Source organism: Alicyclobacillus sacchari, assembly GCF_004366795.1.
GTDB classification, from domain to species: Bacteria; Bacillota; Bacilli; order Alicyclobacillales; family Alicyclobacillaceae; genus Alicyclobacillus; species Alicyclobacillus sacchari.
Map to the genome: position 1 here is coordinate 1 of NZ_SORF01000021.1, position 16,767 is coordinate 16,767.

Here is a 16,767-nt window from a genome sequence, read left to right on the forward strand (position 1 = left end):
TCTCAATCTCACATTCTACCAGAGAGGACGGAGATGGCTCATCTTTTATACCTCAAATGTGCCATCCCTTTTTACACAGCATACTGGACTCAACTTCGAATGTGCTGTAGAGGTGCAGACCCTTAGTAACGAGGTAACTATGCAACCCGTAAATCAGCACATTCTCCTCAATGGGCTTGTTCACGGTCAAATCACCTGCTAATCGTCGCAATTCCTCAACCGAGAGCACAGCACCATCTCGCATTAAACGACCATCGTTCAACTGATGCTTGGCATCTTGCGGATTGAACAAGAATGCCTTACTGTCCGGCTTGCTGACCGTTGACCTAAATACATCGGAAAAACCTTTTAGAGTAGGAATTGCCAACCGTTTTGTACCAATTTTTAACACCGCCTTTTTGAGTAATAACGAAGATCTACTAGAGGTATTTTTGAGTGCAGAAAAATGTCGCAAACGGATAAAAAAAGTGCTGGATTACAATGACTGATTGCATCGAAAAAACTGCAAGTGCTTTTGGGTTTCTAAGTCCATCTCAAAAAATCACAAAGTGCACCACACAAGTGCATAAAAAGAGAGAGCGCGGCGTGGTTTACCGGCTCTCCGTGGGTTACATCTGTTTTAATTTTGATCCCATTTTGGTTTGCACATCATGTATATTGAAATAGTGACTCTAGAATGTTGCTACAAAAGTGATTAGGGCATTTTCAACCGTTAATTTGTCCGACAGTTTTAGCGGTTTCTCTTACGTTCACAATCGAGTGACTTACCCCCTACTAGAAATTCATGTACACGTGTAACGGCACTACTGGGCGTGTTCTGTTCCCCTCTTCATCTACATCCGATTTCCTAGATGAGTACTTTGTCCTAATGACTTTGTAACCAAACCCCAAACCTGTATATAACTCATGAATGCGCTCGTTCTGACTGTTCAACACCATCGCTTTACCCCTGATGCTGGTCAACAACTGCGCGAGGTCTCGATGATCTTTCCACGCAAAGCTACCCTCGTAATAGTCTGTGCCATCATAATACGGTGGGTCTGCTAGGATTAGCGCATCTTCATGGTCGCGATACGCCCTGATGACCTTGCGGAAATCGCGATTCAGCAACTCTACTGACTGCAGACGCTTCGAGATTGCATAGAAGCGTTCACACTCTTTGTAATAGAATTTCCCGAAGTTGCGTCCATCAGAAGTATTCGTCCGAAACCCTGTTGTACCCCTGGAGGTGGCCAGAAAGCCTGCACGACTCAAGTAGTAGAATCTGGCCGCTTTCTCCACGGCATCGGCAGGGACGGGAGAGGATAACATTTCCCTATAGACTGCTTCGGAGTATGGCAACTTGGTGCATGCATGATATAACGCCAACGGGTCAGTCTGAATGACTGTAAAGAAGTTGACCACATCTTCGTGGATGTCGTTGTAGACTTCCTTCTTAACGGGAGCCTTTTGGAGCAATATGCTGGCCGTGTTACCGAATGGCTCAACATACACGCTATGTTCCGGCATCAGTTCGATGATTCGTCTGGCTAGTTTGTTCTTACCCCCGATGGAGGTAATGACTGAGCGATTACTTTGTTGCGTTGCGAAGTTGCTGTCTAGCTTCTCGTCGACCAGCTTACTGAACACTTCCGTGATGCTGTCGGTTTGATAGAGCTTCATTAGCGCTTCCAGCTTGCTTGTGGACATCCAGAAGGACAGTTTCTGTCGTTGTTCCTTGAACTTCTTCATAGACACCCCGTGATTCCTCAATACCCAACCATGTGGGTGATTATCTGTACCCCTGAAACGGCGACTGCTAGTGATACTAGTCGTTCCTCATTTGGGAGATAAATTCCGCCCGAAATTACCGGAAAAACAAGGCTCATGTCATACCGTTTCGAAGCCTCTGGCTCGGCAGATTTGGGCCGACTCACTGAAAGTGACGGGGTTTTGGCTCTTTGGACACCTGAAAATATGCCGCAGGTGTGCGGCGGTCATAAAGTATCCGTCGGACTTGCTTTTACTCAAGAATTTATACCCCGGATGAATCACGAACGGCCTTGCACATCAAGTTACACCGCTAAATGCCGATAAATCCTCGCCAATCTTGGACTGAAGTCATGTTGCACTGCTGAAATTGTATGACAAAAAATGACCGAAATCCAACTCCCGTTAACTGAGAGCAAACTCACAAATCATTTGGAGGCGGTGATGGGATTCTGGCGGAATTTGCACTGTAAGTGGTACTCCAGAATGAGAAAAATCCTTGTGCGCCAAGGACTTTGGGGAAGTTACTGTTTCTTGATGTCAGGTGGGACTGAACAACTCTCTCGCTGGCCAATTTATAAAACCGCCTGTAGTCCTTAGTACAGTGATCAGTATTGATCGTTAGTACTGATTTCATTCTACCTGTTCTATTGGAAACCCTATTTTATCCAACCTGTCTTATTGGGCCTACGGCTCCTTTTTATATAGTAATACCTATTTATTCTATTAGCGCCAACGCGAATCGGGGACACAAGGCAATCCAGCAACATTTCCGATAGACAGCGGGTACCACTATCCGAGTGATTTGAACCACTATCCGAGCACAAACAGGGAGCAAGGCGACTACCCTCACAGACCTAACCTCATCCAACCGTCTATAACCATGGTAACGAGCCAAAACAGAAAACTCAATCGGGTCACCGTACTGAATGATACAAAAGCACCTGTTCGTTTTCCTGTTGCCAATGCCACCAAATTAAACAGAACTAACAACCCCAGGCTTGCACCAACTCCAATGACAAATGTTACGATCATGAATTTTGTCATCGTGCCAAGCCCCCTTTGTTTTCTTCATGGCAGGGGTTCGACATCAAAATTCCAGCGCAAAAACCAGCAAACTCCCGTAGTTCGCGACCACAATTCTCCGCGCACTCCGCCTCCCAACGATATAACAGGTCATGTTGGTCTGGAGGCAAGAGTTCTTTCAATCGTTCATCCAGAGTGCTCTTGTTCAGTGGCTCCCCACCATCATTCCGTATGTGATCTTCATAAAAGTCATCGATCAAATTTTCGGCCAACAATTGCTTTCCGATACGGCACATGTCAATCCCTCCCGGAAACGTTTGTAAGACTTTACCTCTCGTTCCGGTAGGTCAGCAAGTAAAATGTGCGGCGATATGCCCAATTGGATGTCGTCGGAAGTATTATGCAGAGCAAAGGTACTTTCAGAGATGTGCGAGTACTTCCCTGGTTACGAATTCACTCTCGAAGAAGCAATACGACCTTGGACGCCTCCATGTGCCCAACGGCAAGCTAATTCGTGAGCCTACAGAGGCCACCAAGATGCCTTCTTAAGGTTGTTCAAACATCAAAGGCTCTCAAATGCCCGTAACGGCATTTGAGAGCCTTTGAGAGTGTGATTCTCACGTACGAACTCTCATATCCTCTGACTATGTTATTGTGGCCACTTAACGCCACTCGTGACACGACATACGATGTTCTGCGCGACTGGACGCAGGTACAAATATGCACCATTCCTTATGTCTATGCAGTTTGACCAACACACTCTTCTTCAGGATTCGCCCCCGTTAGCTGAACACGGGGAGGTATTGCTATAAAACATTTACTCCCCAACTAAATTAAAAAATTTCGCTTTACTTCACGGTTACATTGACATGCCAACTAACCTTTCCATCACCAACTGACACTTGATACGTTCCTGACTTATCGAATGTTGTTGTAAATGAAAAATCACCTTGCAAGTTAGTCGAAATTGTCTTGTTGTTTGTGTTAGGAAGTCCCAATACACTTAATTGAGCGTCTGGGGCACCCGCTCCATTTTGAAGCAGTAATTTGCCTGAAATCGTTACTTCTTGCCCAACATTCGCTGTGCTTGGTGTGGCAGTAATCTGTATCTTAGAAATATCTTTTTGCGTTGCCATGTTCCATGTATCCCCATCCCATGCCACGCCCATTAAAAGTCTTTGTTGCAAGAACAAGTCGGCATAATAAACGGGGACGTATGTTGTCTCTACACCACTGGCAGGGTCTTTCGCAACAAGTTTAGGTGCACGAATAAAATCATACTGATTACCATTGATGGAAAATTGCATTTGTCCCGTAGGGGCTGTCCCCGTTTGAGGTGCTCCGCTTACGTTCACATTCCATCCGCTCGGCGTAGAAGTAACATCAAGGGTGTTTCCATTCCAAGTTGTTTGAACACCGATAGATTTCAATGCCTGTTGTAAATAATACACAGGTAGCCAACTCGTTGGCTTGCCCGACCATGGGTCGTTCGACACAACATGTTTTGGATTTAGGGATGATTGTCCTGTTACTTGAATAGAAGTTGGAGCATACTCGACAGACGTATTTGCATGAGCCACAACGGGCATTAACACTTGAACTGAAACTGCCCCAAAAGCAATAAGTCCCGTTAGTCCTGCCTTATATTTCATAACACTTCTCCGTCCTTTCAATTCTTGTTGTCAATTAACGATGTTCAAGAATATAGACGAAGCCTTCAAAAGAAACGTGACATGTTCGATTGAGGTATATTCTGGATAGTCGCTTCTTGAAGATTCCTGCTTCGTTTGTCCGTGATCTTGAAAAATACTGCTTCGTTAACCGAATAACATCAACACACAGAAAATGCATATTTATTCATTACGTCCGCACACCCAACGTCTACGTTTCAAGATCTAAACGATGGATGTGTCCTGACGTTCTTCCTTGATTATACAGTATTTTTAGTTCCAACAATGCCCGCCCATCAACTACTCATCGTTACAACTATACACTCAACAAATTCAATGGATTTGCCGCCGTTATCCACTACCGAGTCACAAATTTTGATCACGAGCAAGATGAAAGCTTATCTGAGCTCAAAATGCGCCGCACAAAAGCCCAGGCAACGATTCGCCTGAGCTCTCAAAGAAGATATATGTGGAGTGATATCAGGAGCTTGTTCCCATCAAAAAATCCTCTGCTTTTTTCCCGCCTCCATCCCGCATTCAACCGTCCTCAATTGTGAACAGTGATAATAAAGTCTCGCAAGCAGTTCCCTTTTTTCTCGCCTTTACCCTTCTTTTTCCTGTCAAAACTTTATTCTTGGAATAATAAAGGGCTGACACTAAAGTCGGGAAAAGGGCTTGTAGGGCAAGGATTTCTCCGTTTTGCCTCACGCCGTTTTCCCGCTTGTATCAGGTGTTTATTTGGGCTGGATCAGATGATTATTCGAGTTTGCGAGAGAATTTTATTTACCTACATAGTAAGACTGGGTACAGGGGTTAGGGTCAAGGAACTGAAAACTAAATCCCCTTTCCGCCTAAACGGAGTTTAATTCACTCCACTACACAGATAAGGGTTGATGCGCGGGTCGGGAATGCGTCTCACGGTGACTTATCCCCCAACGCCCATGAATTCCTATTCTTTCTTGAACTTGGCAGAACCGTGACCGAAATGTTCCGATAAGGGTTCATCACATTCGTGAATGACTTCATCAGTTTCTTTGTCAACTACCTTTTCAAAATAACGATCATTTTCTCGGTCGATGATTCTATGCTTGAAAACCCATTTCTTCTTGACTTTAAACAACTCATCCCCACTGATAAATTCTCGTATGGGTTTTTTTCTACCTTTGACCTTCACCTTACCCTCTACTTGATCGTGTAGTGACAGAGTTTCGGTAAACGATAGTCTATAATCGATGTTCGTAGAACCACAATAGGTACACGCCGAAAAATCCGCATGTACGTCTTCGGTGTTTAGAATTTCCCCACAATCTCTGCATTGAACAATTCTGCTCATGGTGATCACCTCTTTTTAACCCAATAGGACAATCATAACACGCGGCTTGCTCCGAATTGGACTGGTCTTAGTCCGACTCGACAGTTTTTTACAGGAAATTACATCGAACACGTCGAAAATGTCTAAAACTAACGAGCGGCGGTGTTCGGAATGGCAATCAATTATAGAAGAAGAACAGATGGCGACGAGACGTAGAATAGACTCAAGGAATGGGTCAAAGGGCAAAAGTCGGCAGAGAGGCTGTCAGGTCACATACTTCAATCTGAGGGATTCAGTTCGATTGATCCGTCACACCCTTTAGGGGGCAGAGACGGAGGTAAGGACTTCCTTTGCTTGAAAGAGGGATTCAAATGGGTTGGAGCAGTTTATTTTCCCAGAGGACAGCAATCCTTTAACGCCATCAAAACGAAGTTTCAAGCAGATTTCGACGGTGTAATAAAGAATCAAGCTGACGCTTTTGTGTTTGTAACCAACCAAGAGTTAAGCGTATCTGAACGCAAGGAACTCATGACGCTCCACTTGGACTACAGGATTGAAGTCCACCATTTGGAGCGTATTGTAAATATCCTGAATACCCCGTCTAACTATGGAGTTCGGTTGGAATTCTTAGATATCGAAATCACGCCAGAAGAGCAACTCGCGTATTTTGCGGAACGTGACAAAACCTTTCTCGCAATGATGGAGAAGTTTGATAAGTTTACGGAAGCTCGGATGATGAGACACGATGACGAAGAGTGCGAAGGTAGAACCGTCGAAGAAATTAGCGGTGCTATTACAGAACTGTTGGACAAAATATGGTACGACAGACACCTCAGTTTGAAATATAGAGTAAGAACGGGTCAGGAAACAGTCGATCCAGAGATATGGAAGGGTGCCTTAAAATCTGCAAGAGCAGTTGTACGAAGATACGGGAGAGAAAACCTTGGTCCGTGGACTGACTTCGAATGGGGCATGTTAAACGGAAAGCTGTCAGCATTACGATGGGTTCTCGGAGATGACTGGGATATGTTAGATACATAGAGTAAATGATCGAAATGGTGGAGATTTTTCGTTGGCTTAGATTCGGCGTTCATTATCCCTTGTCACAAACATACTCACCCACCAAATCTTAATTTAAAATACAGACTTCGCATGCTACTCCGAACATGGGATTGACACAAATAGATGTAATCATGATACGATTGATATCGCCCTTCGATATCATATTTCGATAATGGAGTGAGTATCATCGAGGATCGAGTGCTTAGAAAGCTGTTCTTGGGGTTCATACAAATTCACATCTTGCACCACGCGAACATGGAACCCATTTACGGACTGTGGATGTTGGAAGAGCTTAGTCACCACGGATATAGCATGAGTGCTGGTACGCTCTACCCCCTGTTACGCACCATGGAAAAGGAGGGGCTTTTGCTTAGAGAAGATCGGCTTGTGGAAGGGAAAATCAGAAAATACTACAGCACGACACCGCTTGGAGCAGAAGTCCTTGTTGAAGCCAGAAAAAAGGCATACGAACTGTTCAAAGAGATCAAAGATTAGGGAGCATATGGAGGGATAAGTGGTGTCCGTTGAAGCGGTTATTCTTGTAGTAATTGTTCTCGCATTTGCGTGGAGTATCGGTGCCCACTATACAGGTGCATGCATGGGTATGCCTTATGGGTCGGGTTCAATTAAGCTCGTGCCAGCCCTGGTTTTGATGGCTATTCTGGCACTTATCGGCGCAGTGTTCGCAAGTCACCGTGTCGAATCTACTGTGGGGCTGAACATTGTGAGTGCATCTAAAGTGACGGTTGTTGGAGCACTGGTGATTATCATTGCGGCTTTTGTGTTAACCACCATATATACAGCGATAAAAATCCCCACTTCCACGATTCAAATTCTCGTTTTTTGCGTGGTTGGCATGGCTTTGGGTGCAGGTATTCAAGTCCATTGGCTAACTATCTTGAAGCTGGCAATTATTTGGGTAGTCGCACCACCCATTGCTTTCTTTCTTGGCTACCTGTTCACTCATGGATTAGACCGCATTGTAGGGTTCCAACCGAGTCAGCGTGACAAGCAAATGGCTGTCATTCGTACACTGAGCATGATTCTTGTTACGGTCGGCGCGGTAGCTTCGTTTGTCATGGGAGCTAACGATGTATCTAACGCAACGGGAGTCTTTATCATGACGCATCTGTTCAATGTATGGATTGCTGGTTTAATCGGTGGGATTGGGTTATTGATTGGTGTTCTTACGTGGGGTAAGCCCCTGTTGAAAAAAGTTGCGTTCGACGTTGTGCATGTAGACCTTTCGATGGCAAGTGCGGCGCAGTTGGTTCAGGCTGTTGTCGTGTTCTTAGCAGTCGCTTTCGGTTTCTTCACGTCAATGAATCAAGCCCTCGTTGGTGCTATGATGGGCGCAGGCATAGCGCGAGGAAATGGGACGATTCAGTGGAAGGCGATCTCAAATATCGTTAAGGGATGGATTATTGCTCCAATCTCAGGTATTGTCATTACATTTTTGCTTGCGAAACTGTCTGGGATTTGGTTTACGCTTTAACAAACGCATACACTGTTTGGAGGATAGACCATGACTGAATTCATAAAACCTGTTGATTTGCAGGAAAGGCTTAATTCGGATGATCGACCTTTAGTCATTGATGTCCGTTCGTCAGATGAATACAACGAAGGACATGTCCCAGGAGCCGTCAACATACCGATTGACGACTTGCCCAATCGGCTCTCTGAAGTTCCAAAAGAACGGCAGATTGTCTCTTATTGCAACATGCATCATCGCGGGAATTCACGCGGAGAGCGAGCCGCCCAATACCTTCGAGAGAATGGCTTTAAAGCAATCGCCATTGACGGTGGATTTGTTGATTGGAATAAAACTGGGCTACCTGTAGAACGCGGATGAAATTAACCTATTGTGTAATAAACCACGGGTTTATACCCGTGGTTGTTAGTATTCATAATGGAATAATGTATCGCACAGCCGTGCCATAACAACGATCACGTTTGGTAGTTCCTTCGTCTTTTTCAACACTCAATCATGGCAACATCCACAACCACATGCATCCTCTTTACCACGCGCTTCTTGTACTGCTTCCCAACCTTCTTTGACGACATAATACACAAGTGCCAGTGCCGCGATAGCGTCAATCCACCACCAACCGAGCAATGCCGTTAATATCACACCCGCCAATAAAATCCACGACATATAAGCACATACCATACTACATGATCCATCTGAACGAAGTGCCTTACTACCAATTTCGGATCCAATGCGTTTTTTCGTCCGTGACAAATACGGCATGATAATGCCAGAAGCAATCGCCAAACCGATGCCTGTGAAACTCGTTTCTGCTCCTTGGTGTGTAAATAGCTTAACCAGCGACACCACAACGATATAAGCCGCCAGACATAAGAGGGCAATCCCAACTACCCATGAAGATGTCTTCTCTGCCCGTTTTACCCGTGCAAGACTCGCCCCGCGTGCTTCAATGGTCAAGCGCCATAACAATACACCGCCCGCGACAAGTTCAATGATGCTATCAGCACCAAAGGCAGTGAGTGCAATTGAATGTGCAACAATCCCTGATCCGATTGCCACTACAGCTTCAATCACCATCCAGATGATCGATACAATTTCGATATTTACGCCTTTGCGAACTGATGTCGTATGCGAACCAGCTTGAGCAGTAGCCACAATTCTCGCCCCCTTTATTCATCGTTTGAGCAGTAATTCACGCAATCAGCAATACGCTGTGCATTATCCGCCACCACTTCATCGGCAACATTCAACAAATGTAATATCTTTTCATCAGCAATACGGTAGTACACATGTCGCCACTCTTGGCGATTCAGCACCAGTCCACAATCCTTCAAACAAGCCAAGTGGTTAGATACATTGCTTTGTGAAAGACCTGTTTCCGCGCTCAACGTGCTAACAGTTTTCTCCCCTTGCCGAAGTGCCAAAAGTAATGCCAAACGTGAAGGGTCAGCCAATCCGCGAAAAAACTTGGCTCTGACGGATAATGCGGTGTCAATCGTCGCGCTCACATCTCTCACCTCACATCATCATTTCATGACTTAATGATATGAAAACACCACTCATTTTGCAATGGGCTGATAACATGCCGATTACCTTTACTACATTTCAACCATCCTCAAGGTTATCGCTATTCCACAATCGTCACTCGCCGAGTATTACGCTTGCCATGAATATGAAGTGGAAAACAGATGGAATACCACTTGCAGACTACATAACCGTATGGTTATATTGTTTACCGAGGTGATTATATGGAATTTGACCAACTTGCAGAGGCGTTGAAGGCTCTCGGCGATCCAACTCGTTTAAAGATTGTCGCCCTCCTTCAGACTCGTGACTGCTGTGTGTGTGAACTTGTTCCGATGTTCGGGATTTCACAACCAGCCATATCGAAACACATGAGTCGTTTGAAGACTTCGGGTCTGGTTAAGGAGACGCGAAAAGGCATGTGGGTGTTTTATTCCTTGAACAGAGAACGTTTGAATGAAATTGGGTTGTCTCTTGCGAATCTGCCCGATTTGTCCGAAGAACTACGGCAACTGGAACAAAAAGGTATGCTCGTACAGTGTGAATAAGGGGCGTGTGAAACAATTGGTTAAGCGGTTATCTTTTCTCGACCGTTACCTCACTATCTGGATTTTTGCGGCGATGGTGATCGGGATTGGTTTGGGGTATGTAGCCCCTCATTTCGTAAACGGACTAAATCAATTGCAAGTCGGAACCACATCCATTCCCATTGCCATTGGCTTAATTCTGATGATGTATCCGCCACTTGCGAAGGTACGGTATGAAGAGATCGGTCAGGTGTTTCGAAACGGTAAAATCTTAGGGCTTTCTCTCCTCCAAAACTGGGTCATCGGACCTGTTTTAATGTTCGTTCTTGCCCTGGTGTTCCTTCGTGGATATCCAGAATACATGGTTGGTCTGATTATGATTGGTCTGGCGCGTTGTATCGCGATGGTCATTGTCTGGAACGATCTTTCTAAAGGCAATGCCGAATACGCGGCGGGTCTCGTAGCGTTTAACTCCATCTTTCAAGTCCTGTTTTATTCAGTTTATGCCTACATTTTCGTAACGATCGTTCCGCAATGGCTCGGATTTCACAGCATTGTCATTCACATTACCATCGCCGAAGTAGCAAAGAGTGTGTTCATCTACTTAGGCATCCCGTTCTTATCGGGTGCGATTACCCGTTACATCTTCGTCAAAGCAAAGGGGCGTTCGTGGTACGAGAAGAACTTCGTACCAAAAATCAGCCCGATTACACTCATTGCACTGTTATTTACCATCATTGTTATGTTCTCTCTCAAAGGGAACTTGATTCTTCGCTTACCAATGGACGTCGTTCGAATTGCGATTCCGCTCCTTATCTACTTTGTTGTCATGTTCCTGGTGTCGTTCTTCATGGGTAAACGTGCTGGAGCCGACTATTCGGTGACTTGTACCCTATCATTCACAGCGGCAAGCAACAACTTTGAACTTGCCATCGCTGTTGCCGTAGGTGTGTTTGGCATCAATTCAGGAGCCGCCTTTGCCGCAGTCATCGGTCCTTTAGTGGAAGTGCCTGTGATGATTGCACTGGTGAACGTCGCACTCAAGTTCCAACAGAGATATTTTCAAAAGGCAACAGCCTAAACGGAGGGAATTCTCATGACAAACAAACCGTTCATTTATTTCTTGTGCACGGGCAACTCATGCCGAAGCCAAATGGCAGAAGGTTGGGCAAGACATCTCGGTGGGGATAAGATTGAGGTTTACAGTGCAGGAATTGAAACACATGGTCTCAATCCAAGAGCCGTCTCTGCGATGAAGGATGCGGGTGTGGACATCTCCCATCACACGTCCGATTTAATTGACCCTGAGATTCTGAACAAAGCCGACTATGTAATCACCCTTTGTGGTGATGCCAACGACAAATGTCCCGTCACTCCACCACACGTCAATCGCTTGCACTGGGGATTTGAAGACCCTGCGAAAGCAACGGGGTCTGAAGAGGAAATTACCGCGAAGTTTCATGAAGTGCGGGATGCCATTAAAGAGCGCATTGCAAAATTCTTGGAGGAGGAAATCAACCGATGACCATTAAACGCATGCACGTTGCCGTGAATTGCACCGATTTGGAAGCATCCTTGAAGTTCTACCGTGCCTTTTTTGGCGCAGAACCAACCAAGGTCAAGGATAACTACGCCAAGTTTGAACTTGATGAACCAGCCCTTCACTTTTCCTTAAATGTTCGTCCATTCGAGAAAAACGGTGTACTCAATCACTTGGGTTTTCAAGTCAACAATACCGAAGAAGTTTTGGCGATGGGCGAACGCCTACGTCAGAACAATTTAGTGTTGATCGACGAAATGAATACCACCTGTTGTTACGCCGTTCAAGACAAAGTGTGGGTGTATGACCCTGACGGAAACGCATGGGAAATCTTCTATACGAAAGAGGACAGTGAGCTTGAAAGTGCAGAAGACGCTCGCCATAACCTTGCCCTTTGCTGTGCACCACCCGCACAACCGAGCTTTATTCAAATTGACGTTCCCTCAAAAAGCAAGTAACGGGAGTGGAGAAACATGCGACAAGTCGTTGTCGTTGGAACTGGACCTGCAGGACTGACTGCCGCGATATATCTTGCGCGGGCAAACCTGAACCCACTCGTCATTGAAGGCAATGAACCAGGTGGTCAGCTAACACTCACTACTGAGGTCGAGAACTTCCCTGGCTTCCCAGATGGTATTATAGGTCCCGAACTGATGGAAAACATGCGGAAGCAAGCAGAAAAGTTCGGAGCAGAATTTGTTCGTGGGTGGGTAAACAAAGTAGACCTTTTAGGGGATGTATTTAAACTTCACGTCGATGGAACGGATGAGTTGGAAACTAAGACCCTGATCATCTCAACAGGAGCCTCCGCGAAAATGCTTGGTATCCCAGGTGAGATCGAAAACGTGGGGCACGGAGTCAGCACTTGCGCTACATGTGATGGGTTCTTCTTTAGAGGGAAGAAAATCATTGTGGTCGGTGGTGGAGATTCAGCGATGGAAGAGGCAATCTTCTTGACGAAATTCGCGTCAGAAGTTCGCATCGTCCACCGCCGCAACGAACTGCGTGCATCGAAAATCATGCAGGATCGTGCACGCAACAATCCCAAAATCAGATGGAGCTTAGATTGCAAGCCTGTCGAAGTCGTATCGGAAGCCAATCGCGTGACGGGGCTGAAAGTCCAGCGCAACGAAACGGGTATTTCAGAGATTCTTGAGACGGACGGAATATTTGTTGCCATTGGACACAAGCCCAATACCTCCTTTTTGAACGGTCAGATTGAAACCGACGACCTCGGATACATTGTTGTGAAACCTGGGACAACCGAAACCAATATTCCTGGTGTCTTCGCCTGCGGCGACGTACAAGATCACAAGTTTCGACAAGCCATTACCGCCGCTGGTTCAGGGTGCATGGCGGCGTTGGAGTGTGAGCGGTATTTAGAGAACATTGGGGTACATGAAGGGAGTGCGGTATGATGCAGATCACAGACGCAGGAAAAAGATTTATCGATGGTTTGTTAAAAGAACATCAGTCCGAAGGCATACGAGTCATATTTGCTGGTGCGGGCTGTTGTGGTCCGAAACTCGGTTTGTCACTCGATGAACCACATGACGATGATATCGTCGGAATCGTCAATGGCATCAAAGTTGCCATCGAAAACCGTGTCGTTCCGCATACACAAGCTGTTACGTTAGATTTTCAAAGTACGGACGCTGGATCAGGGCTTGTGCTGGTTGGACAAAGCAGTTGTTAAGTTCCCTCTTAATACAAATGCGCCTCGCTTATTCCAGAGGAGGCGCATTTCATTTTGGGTATTTTACCCTTGGGATTTCAATGCATACCTGACTCCCGCCAAGCCTCGCACCATAGGTTAAAGTAAATGGATTAGACCGTCTGCAGGATTTCCCGTAGCCCGAACATCACCTTTTTAGCAACATGACGAATACCCCAACCAAGCAAATCCCCGCGCCAATCCATTCGCTCAGATCAGGAATCTTTCTATCGACAAGCCAGCCCCAAAGTACAGCCATCACGATAAAGATACCACCGTAAGCGGCGTAAGTCTTACCAAACGAGAACTCCTGGCGAGTTGCAACTCCCCCATACACAACCATAATAACTGCTCCCAGTATTCCAACCCAAAGTGGTTTCCCGTTCCGCAACCATTGCCAGATAAGATATCCACCACCAATTTCAGCCAACCTCGCCATGACAAACAGATCCATCGCTTTAAATAGCATCAAAATTCATACCCCTTGTTCTCATTTAATGTGTATGCCTATAACTATCAACACTCACCCCGCCTTCTCAACCTTACAAGTGACAACTAACGTTAGAAAACCATTGTGCTAACGTCCCAATTTTAGATCTGGAATGTAGTTCACGAAAGCTAATTAAGGAGACAAGTGCCCGATATCCACAATTCTGGAAATCAGTTTCGCAATTTCTTTGTTATCCCCGCCAAATCCTGCCCGCAACTGGATTTTGTAGACCGTCAGGCTCACCCCCTCACTTTCAAGTTCACTAATCGCCCATTTGATTTTTCTGATCCGATATGAATTGATGTCCTCCGTGACCTGCTGGATAAATTGCCGTGTTCTCCCAAGCTTCCGATTATCAAACCATCGCCTTACACCAATTTCTTGCCGAATGGTTGCGGGTAAAACTCGAATTGGTTTTCCTTCCCGATTCAAAATAGATTCAACTGCTTGTTTCGCCAGAGCCAAACACTCTTCGTCCCTCTTCGCCCAGTCAATCACTGGGGAACGCTTCTTCCTTTTCCGAACCCGTGGCGTTACCTGGTCGTACCACTCTCTATCGTGCTTATATATCCAGGTGTGTAGCCCTTTCCCAATCTCCTTTAGTTGACTTCGATTCAATCCTGGGTTCTCCTCGATAATCTTTAACCATGCTTTTCGCCGCTGTTCAAGATCAAACGAGGGGGTGTGGTTCACCCGTGCCGTAATTTTTCCCGTTGCAGATTGTTCATGAAAAAACTCGTCTGCGCTGACTCCAAGGAACTGCAAAACCAGAAGGTGCCGTAGCGGGCTACGATTCTTTGCGTTGTTCCGAACGAATAGTCTCAACCAATTCGCCTGCTGATTCAAATCCACATTACTTTGCATCAAGTTTAGATAGTCAGCAGGATAGAAGCGAAGGAACTCGTCTACGAAATCCTGGATACGGATGAAGCCTTTCGCCGAAGCAAGCCTCCTCTCCCGCAATCGGTCAATGTAAAAATGAACTACATCGGACAGTTCCTTCTTCTTGTAAGCACTATTCATCAGAAATATCACGTTCCATATGTATTGGAGATTCAGTTCCTTAATTTGTTCGTCATATGTATCATCCTCAACGTCAGCACTACACATATCACTGTCAGCGCACCAATAGTCTGCATACTTCTCTGTTGATGGCACGATTGTGCTTTTCAGCGATACCCCATGTTTCGGGCAATACAGCACACCTGGAACTTGAAAAAGTCTCCGCCAAAAACTCTCTCCATACTCTTCGATATCCTCCGAATAACACTTGGAACAATACCTAAGTCGGCTATATGGCTTCACCTTCCCGCCGCTGAATCCCAAAATATTCTCGATACTCTTACCACAGCCATCGACCATCATGCTGTGGATACTGTCCGAACGCTCTTTAGAAAGAAAGGCGGTGTAGAACGGGAACATGGTGTGATTCCATATCAGTTCATTGACTGTAATTTTGGAATAAGGAGGCATATTCTCCCGTAGACTCTCAAGATACTGCGGGAAGAATATTGAAGTAAGCATCTTACTCTCTCCGTACACGTCTTTCAAAAATGCTCTTCTGCTCACCATCCCGCACATGCGTTTGTATCGCGCGAGGACGGAATAAAGTAATTCGTCGCTGTAGATTTGCGGGATAAAATTCATCATAGCTTGCCACCCTCTGTCCACACTTTCATGTCGTCAATGTATCCCTCACGCTCCAGAACAGTCTCAGGGGCAACATTTTCTTGCTTCGCTACCCGAAAGAACCTTCTCAAATCTCCATCCCTGTAATCAACGTTTCTCTTTGGTTTCTCTATAATTGGGGGTGGGTTCGTTGCTTTCGTTTCCTTTTTCGCACCGTTCGTCCTCTTTTGAACTGGCGGTGTGGGATGTGGTGATGATGCCCGTTCCTTCGCATCCAGTATTCTCAGATCATCAAATTGGGCAATTTTATAAGGATTACCCGTCTTCAACGCATCGAGCATGGGTTTCATGAGCCTGAAGTGATCCTTGGCAACCCTTCTTATGATTTCGGGAGTAATCACCTCGAAGCCACGCTCAATAGAGAACTGTTGGGCATAGAGGTATAGCTTTATCACCAAATCCGATATCCCCTGTGTTTCTTCAAATATTGCCGAAACCAGTTCATCAGAAAGCGGAGTATAGTTCCTCAACCACTGGTAACGCCAGATCCCCTCCAAAAACAAGCGAAAAGTTTTATCGTTTTTCATTGCATTCCATAAGATTTCCTTATTACCTGTAAGCCGACGTGCGATACGAAATTCACCTTCAAAGAGCGCATACGAGGAAGGGGTGCCTATAAGCAAGATGCTTAATCCGCCGTTAATCAGCGACACGAGAAAATCAACGAGTTGACTACCACCTCGCTTGGAGAGGAATTGCGATTCATCCAGAACTAAAAGTCCCAACCCGACGTTCCTGCTGGATTGTGCGATGTAGGGAACCATTGCATCGACCGAAAGGTTCCTGGAGACCAGTTTCTTCAGGTTATTCGTACCTAAGATTTCGTCCAACTGGGTAAAATACTGCAGGCACAATGCTTTCACACTCGAATTGTAAGGGGTTTCTAATTTCATCCACACCAATTGGATCTGATCGAAACGCTGTTGCTCATACTCATTGTGAATGATAACCTGCGGAATGTGGCTGAGAACGCGA

At 45.7% G+C, this 16,767-nt stretch carries 20 protein-coding genes; 10 read left to right on the top strand and 10 right to left on the bottom strand.

Annotation, left to right across the window (positions count from 1 at the left end):
* Positions 1 to 774 precede the first annotated feature (774 nt).
* From C7445_RS13260 to C7445_RS13280, 5 genes are all read right to left on the bottom strand, one after another.
* Positions 775 to 1,731, bottom strand: a complete 957-nt coding sequence (locus C7445_RS13260) for a DNA adenine methylase (protein ID WP_134161068.1) — start codon at positions 1,729 to 1,731, stop codon at positions 775 to 777.
* A gap of 867 nt (positions 1,732 to 2,598) precedes the next feature.
* Entirely contained in the window at positions 2,599 to 2,796 is a 198-nt protein-coding gene (locus C7445_RS13265; protein WP_067625879.1) for a hypothetical protein, read from the bottom strand.
* Positions 2,793 to 3,071 carry a hypothetical protein gene (locus C7445_RS13270; RefSeq protein WP_134161070.1) on the bottom strand — a complete coding sequence of 93 codons (279 nt, stop codon included), beginning with the start codon at positions 3,069 to 3,071 and terminating at the stop codon, positions 2,793 to 2,795. Before C7445_RS13270 ends, C7445_RS13265 begins: the two co-directional genes overlap by 4 nt.
* A 552-nt stretch (positions 3,072 to 3,623) precedes the next feature.
* Positions 3,624 to 4,427 (bottom strand): carboxypeptidase-like regulatory domain-containing protein, encoded by an 804-nt coding sequence (locus C7445_RS13275; protein WP_134161072.1) that lies wholly within the window; start codon positions 4,425 to 4,427, stop codon positions 3,624 to 3,626.
* 967 nt (positions 4,428 to 5,394) lie between these two features.
* Positions 5,395 to 5,778: a hypothetical protein gene (locus C7445_RS13280; RefSeq protein ID WP_067623238.1), complete on the bottom strand. Its 384-nt coding sequence runs from the start codon at positions 5,776 to 5,778 to the stop codon at positions 5,395 to 5,397.
* Positions 5,779 to 6,111: 333 nt separating this feature from the next.
* On the opposite strand from C7445_RS13280, the gene C7445_RS13285 reads away from it, so the two are divergent.
* The 4 genes from C7445_RS13285 (at position 6,112) to C7445_RS13300 (ending at position 8,671) form a co-directional block, all read left to right on the top strand.
* Complete coding sequence (locus C7445_RS13285) at positions 6,112 to 6,798, top strand: hypothetical protein (protein ID WP_134161074.1); 687 nt, start codon at positions 6,112 to 6,114, stop codon at positions 6,796 to 6,798.
* Positions 6,799 to 7,005: 207 nt separating this feature from the next.
* Positions 7,006 to 7,314, top strand: a complete 309-nt coding sequence (locus C7445_RS13290; protein ID WP_134161088.1) for a PadR family transcriptional regulator — start codon at positions 7,006 to 7,008, stop codon at positions 7,312 to 7,314.
* A gap of 22 nt (positions 7,315 to 7,336) precedes the next feature.
* Positions 7,337 to 8,314 (top strand): inorganic phosphate transporter, encoded by a 978-nt coding sequence (locus tag C7445_RS13295; protein WP_134161076.1) that lies wholly within the window; start codon positions 7,337 to 7,339, stop codon positions 8,312 to 8,314.
* 30 nt (positions 8,315 to 8,344) lie between these two features.
* Positions 8,345 to 8,671: a rhodanese-like domain-containing protein gene (locus C7445_RS13300; protein ID WP_067623247.1), complete on the top strand. Its 327-nt coding sequence runs from the start codon at positions 8,345 to 8,347 to the stop codon at positions 8,669 to 8,671.
* A gap of 129 nt (positions 8,672 to 8,800) precedes the next feature.
* Here the strand turns inward: C7445_RS13300 and C7445_RS13305 are convergent, their stop codons facing one another.
* Complete coding sequence (locus C7445_RS13305; RefSeq protein WP_067623249.1) at positions 8,801 to 9,463, bottom strand: cation diffusion facilitator family transporter; 663 nt, start codon at positions 9,461 to 9,463, stop codon at positions 8,801 to 8,803.
* A 14-nt stretch (positions 9,464 to 9,477) separates the two neighbouring features.
* The gene (locus C7445_RS13310) at positions 9,478 to 9,816 is read right to left on the bottom strand and encodes an ArsR/SmtB family transcription factor (protein ID WP_083511786.1); all 339 of its coding nucleotides are present in this window, start codon (positions 9,814 to 9,816) and stop codon (positions 9,478 to 9,480) included.
* A gap of 240 nt (positions 9,817 to 10,056) precedes the next feature.
* On the opposite strand from C7445_RS13310, the gene C7445_RS13315 reads away from it, so the two are divergent.
* The 6 genes from C7445_RS13315 to C7445_RS13340 are packed head-to-tail and all read left to right on the top strand — an operon-like array spanning position 10,057 to position 13,595.
* On the top strand, positions 10,057 to 10,380 hold the full coding sequence (locus C7445_RS13315; protein ID WP_067623251.1) for an ArsR/SmtB family transcription factor: 324 nt from the start codon (positions 10,057 to 10,059) through the stop codon (positions 10,378 to 10,380).
* A gap of 16 nt (positions 10,381 to 10,396) precedes the next feature.
* Positions 10,397 to 11,440 (top strand): ACR3 family arsenite efflux transporter, encoded by a 1,044-nt coding sequence (gene arsB, locus C7445_RS13320; protein WP_279586224.1) that lies wholly within the window; start codon positions 10,397 to 10,399, stop codon positions 11,438 to 11,440.
* 15 nt (positions 11,441 to 11,455) lie between these two features.
* Positions 11,456 to 11,884 (top strand): arsenate reductase (thioredoxin), encoded by a 429-nt coding sequence (gene arsC / locus C7445_RS13325; protein ID WP_058095823.1) that lies wholly within the window; start codon positions 11,456 to 11,458, stop codon positions 11,882 to 11,884.
* Positions 11,881 to 12,357 (top strand): ArsI/CadI family heavy metal resistance metalloenzyme, encoded by a 477-nt coding sequence (locus C7445_RS13330; RefSeq protein WP_134161080.1) that lies wholly within the window; start codon positions 11,881 to 11,883, stop codon positions 12,355 to 12,357. The genes arsC and C7445_RS13330 overlap by 4 nt, the downstream gene beginning before the upstream one ends.
* Positions 12,358 to 12,372: 15 nt before the next feature.
* Positions 12,373 to 13,317: a thioredoxin-disulfide reductase gene (gene trxB / locus C7445_RS13335; RefSeq protein ID WP_134161082.1), complete on the top strand. Its 945-nt coding sequence runs from the start codon at positions 12,373 to 12,375 to the stop codon at positions 13,315 to 13,317.
* Complete coding sequence (locus C7445_RS13340; RefSeq protein WP_058095821.1) at positions 13,317 to 13,595, top strand: hypothetical protein; 279 nt, start codon at positions 13,317 to 13,319, stop codon at positions 13,593 to 13,595. The genes trxB and C7445_RS13340 overlap by 1 nt, the downstream gene beginning before the upstream one ends.
* Positions 13,596 to 13,761: 166 nt before the next feature.
* Here the strand turns inward: C7445_RS13340 and C7445_RS13345 are convergent, their stop codons facing one another.
* From C7445_RS13345 to C7445_RS13355, 3 genes are all read right to left on the bottom strand, one after another.
* Positions 13,762 to 14,082, bottom strand: coding sequence for a YnfA family protein (locus C7445_RS13345; protein ID WP_134161084.1), 321 nt, complete (start codon positions 14,080 to 14,082; stop codon positions 13,762 to 13,764).
* Between the two features lie 153 nt (positions 14,083 to 14,235).
* The gene (locus C7445_RS13350) at positions 14,236 to 15,753 is read right to left on the bottom strand and encodes a TnsD family Tn7-like transposition protein (RefSeq protein WP_134161086.1); all 1,518 of its coding nucleotides are present in this window, start codon (positions 15,751 to 15,753) and stop codon (positions 14,236 to 14,238) included.
* On the bottom strand, positions 15,750 to 16,767 hold a 1,018-nt coding region (locus C7445_RS13355; protein WP_166669153.1), incomplete at its 5' end, for an ATP-binding protein. The genes C7445_RS13350 and C7445_RS13355, both read right to left, overlap by 4 nt.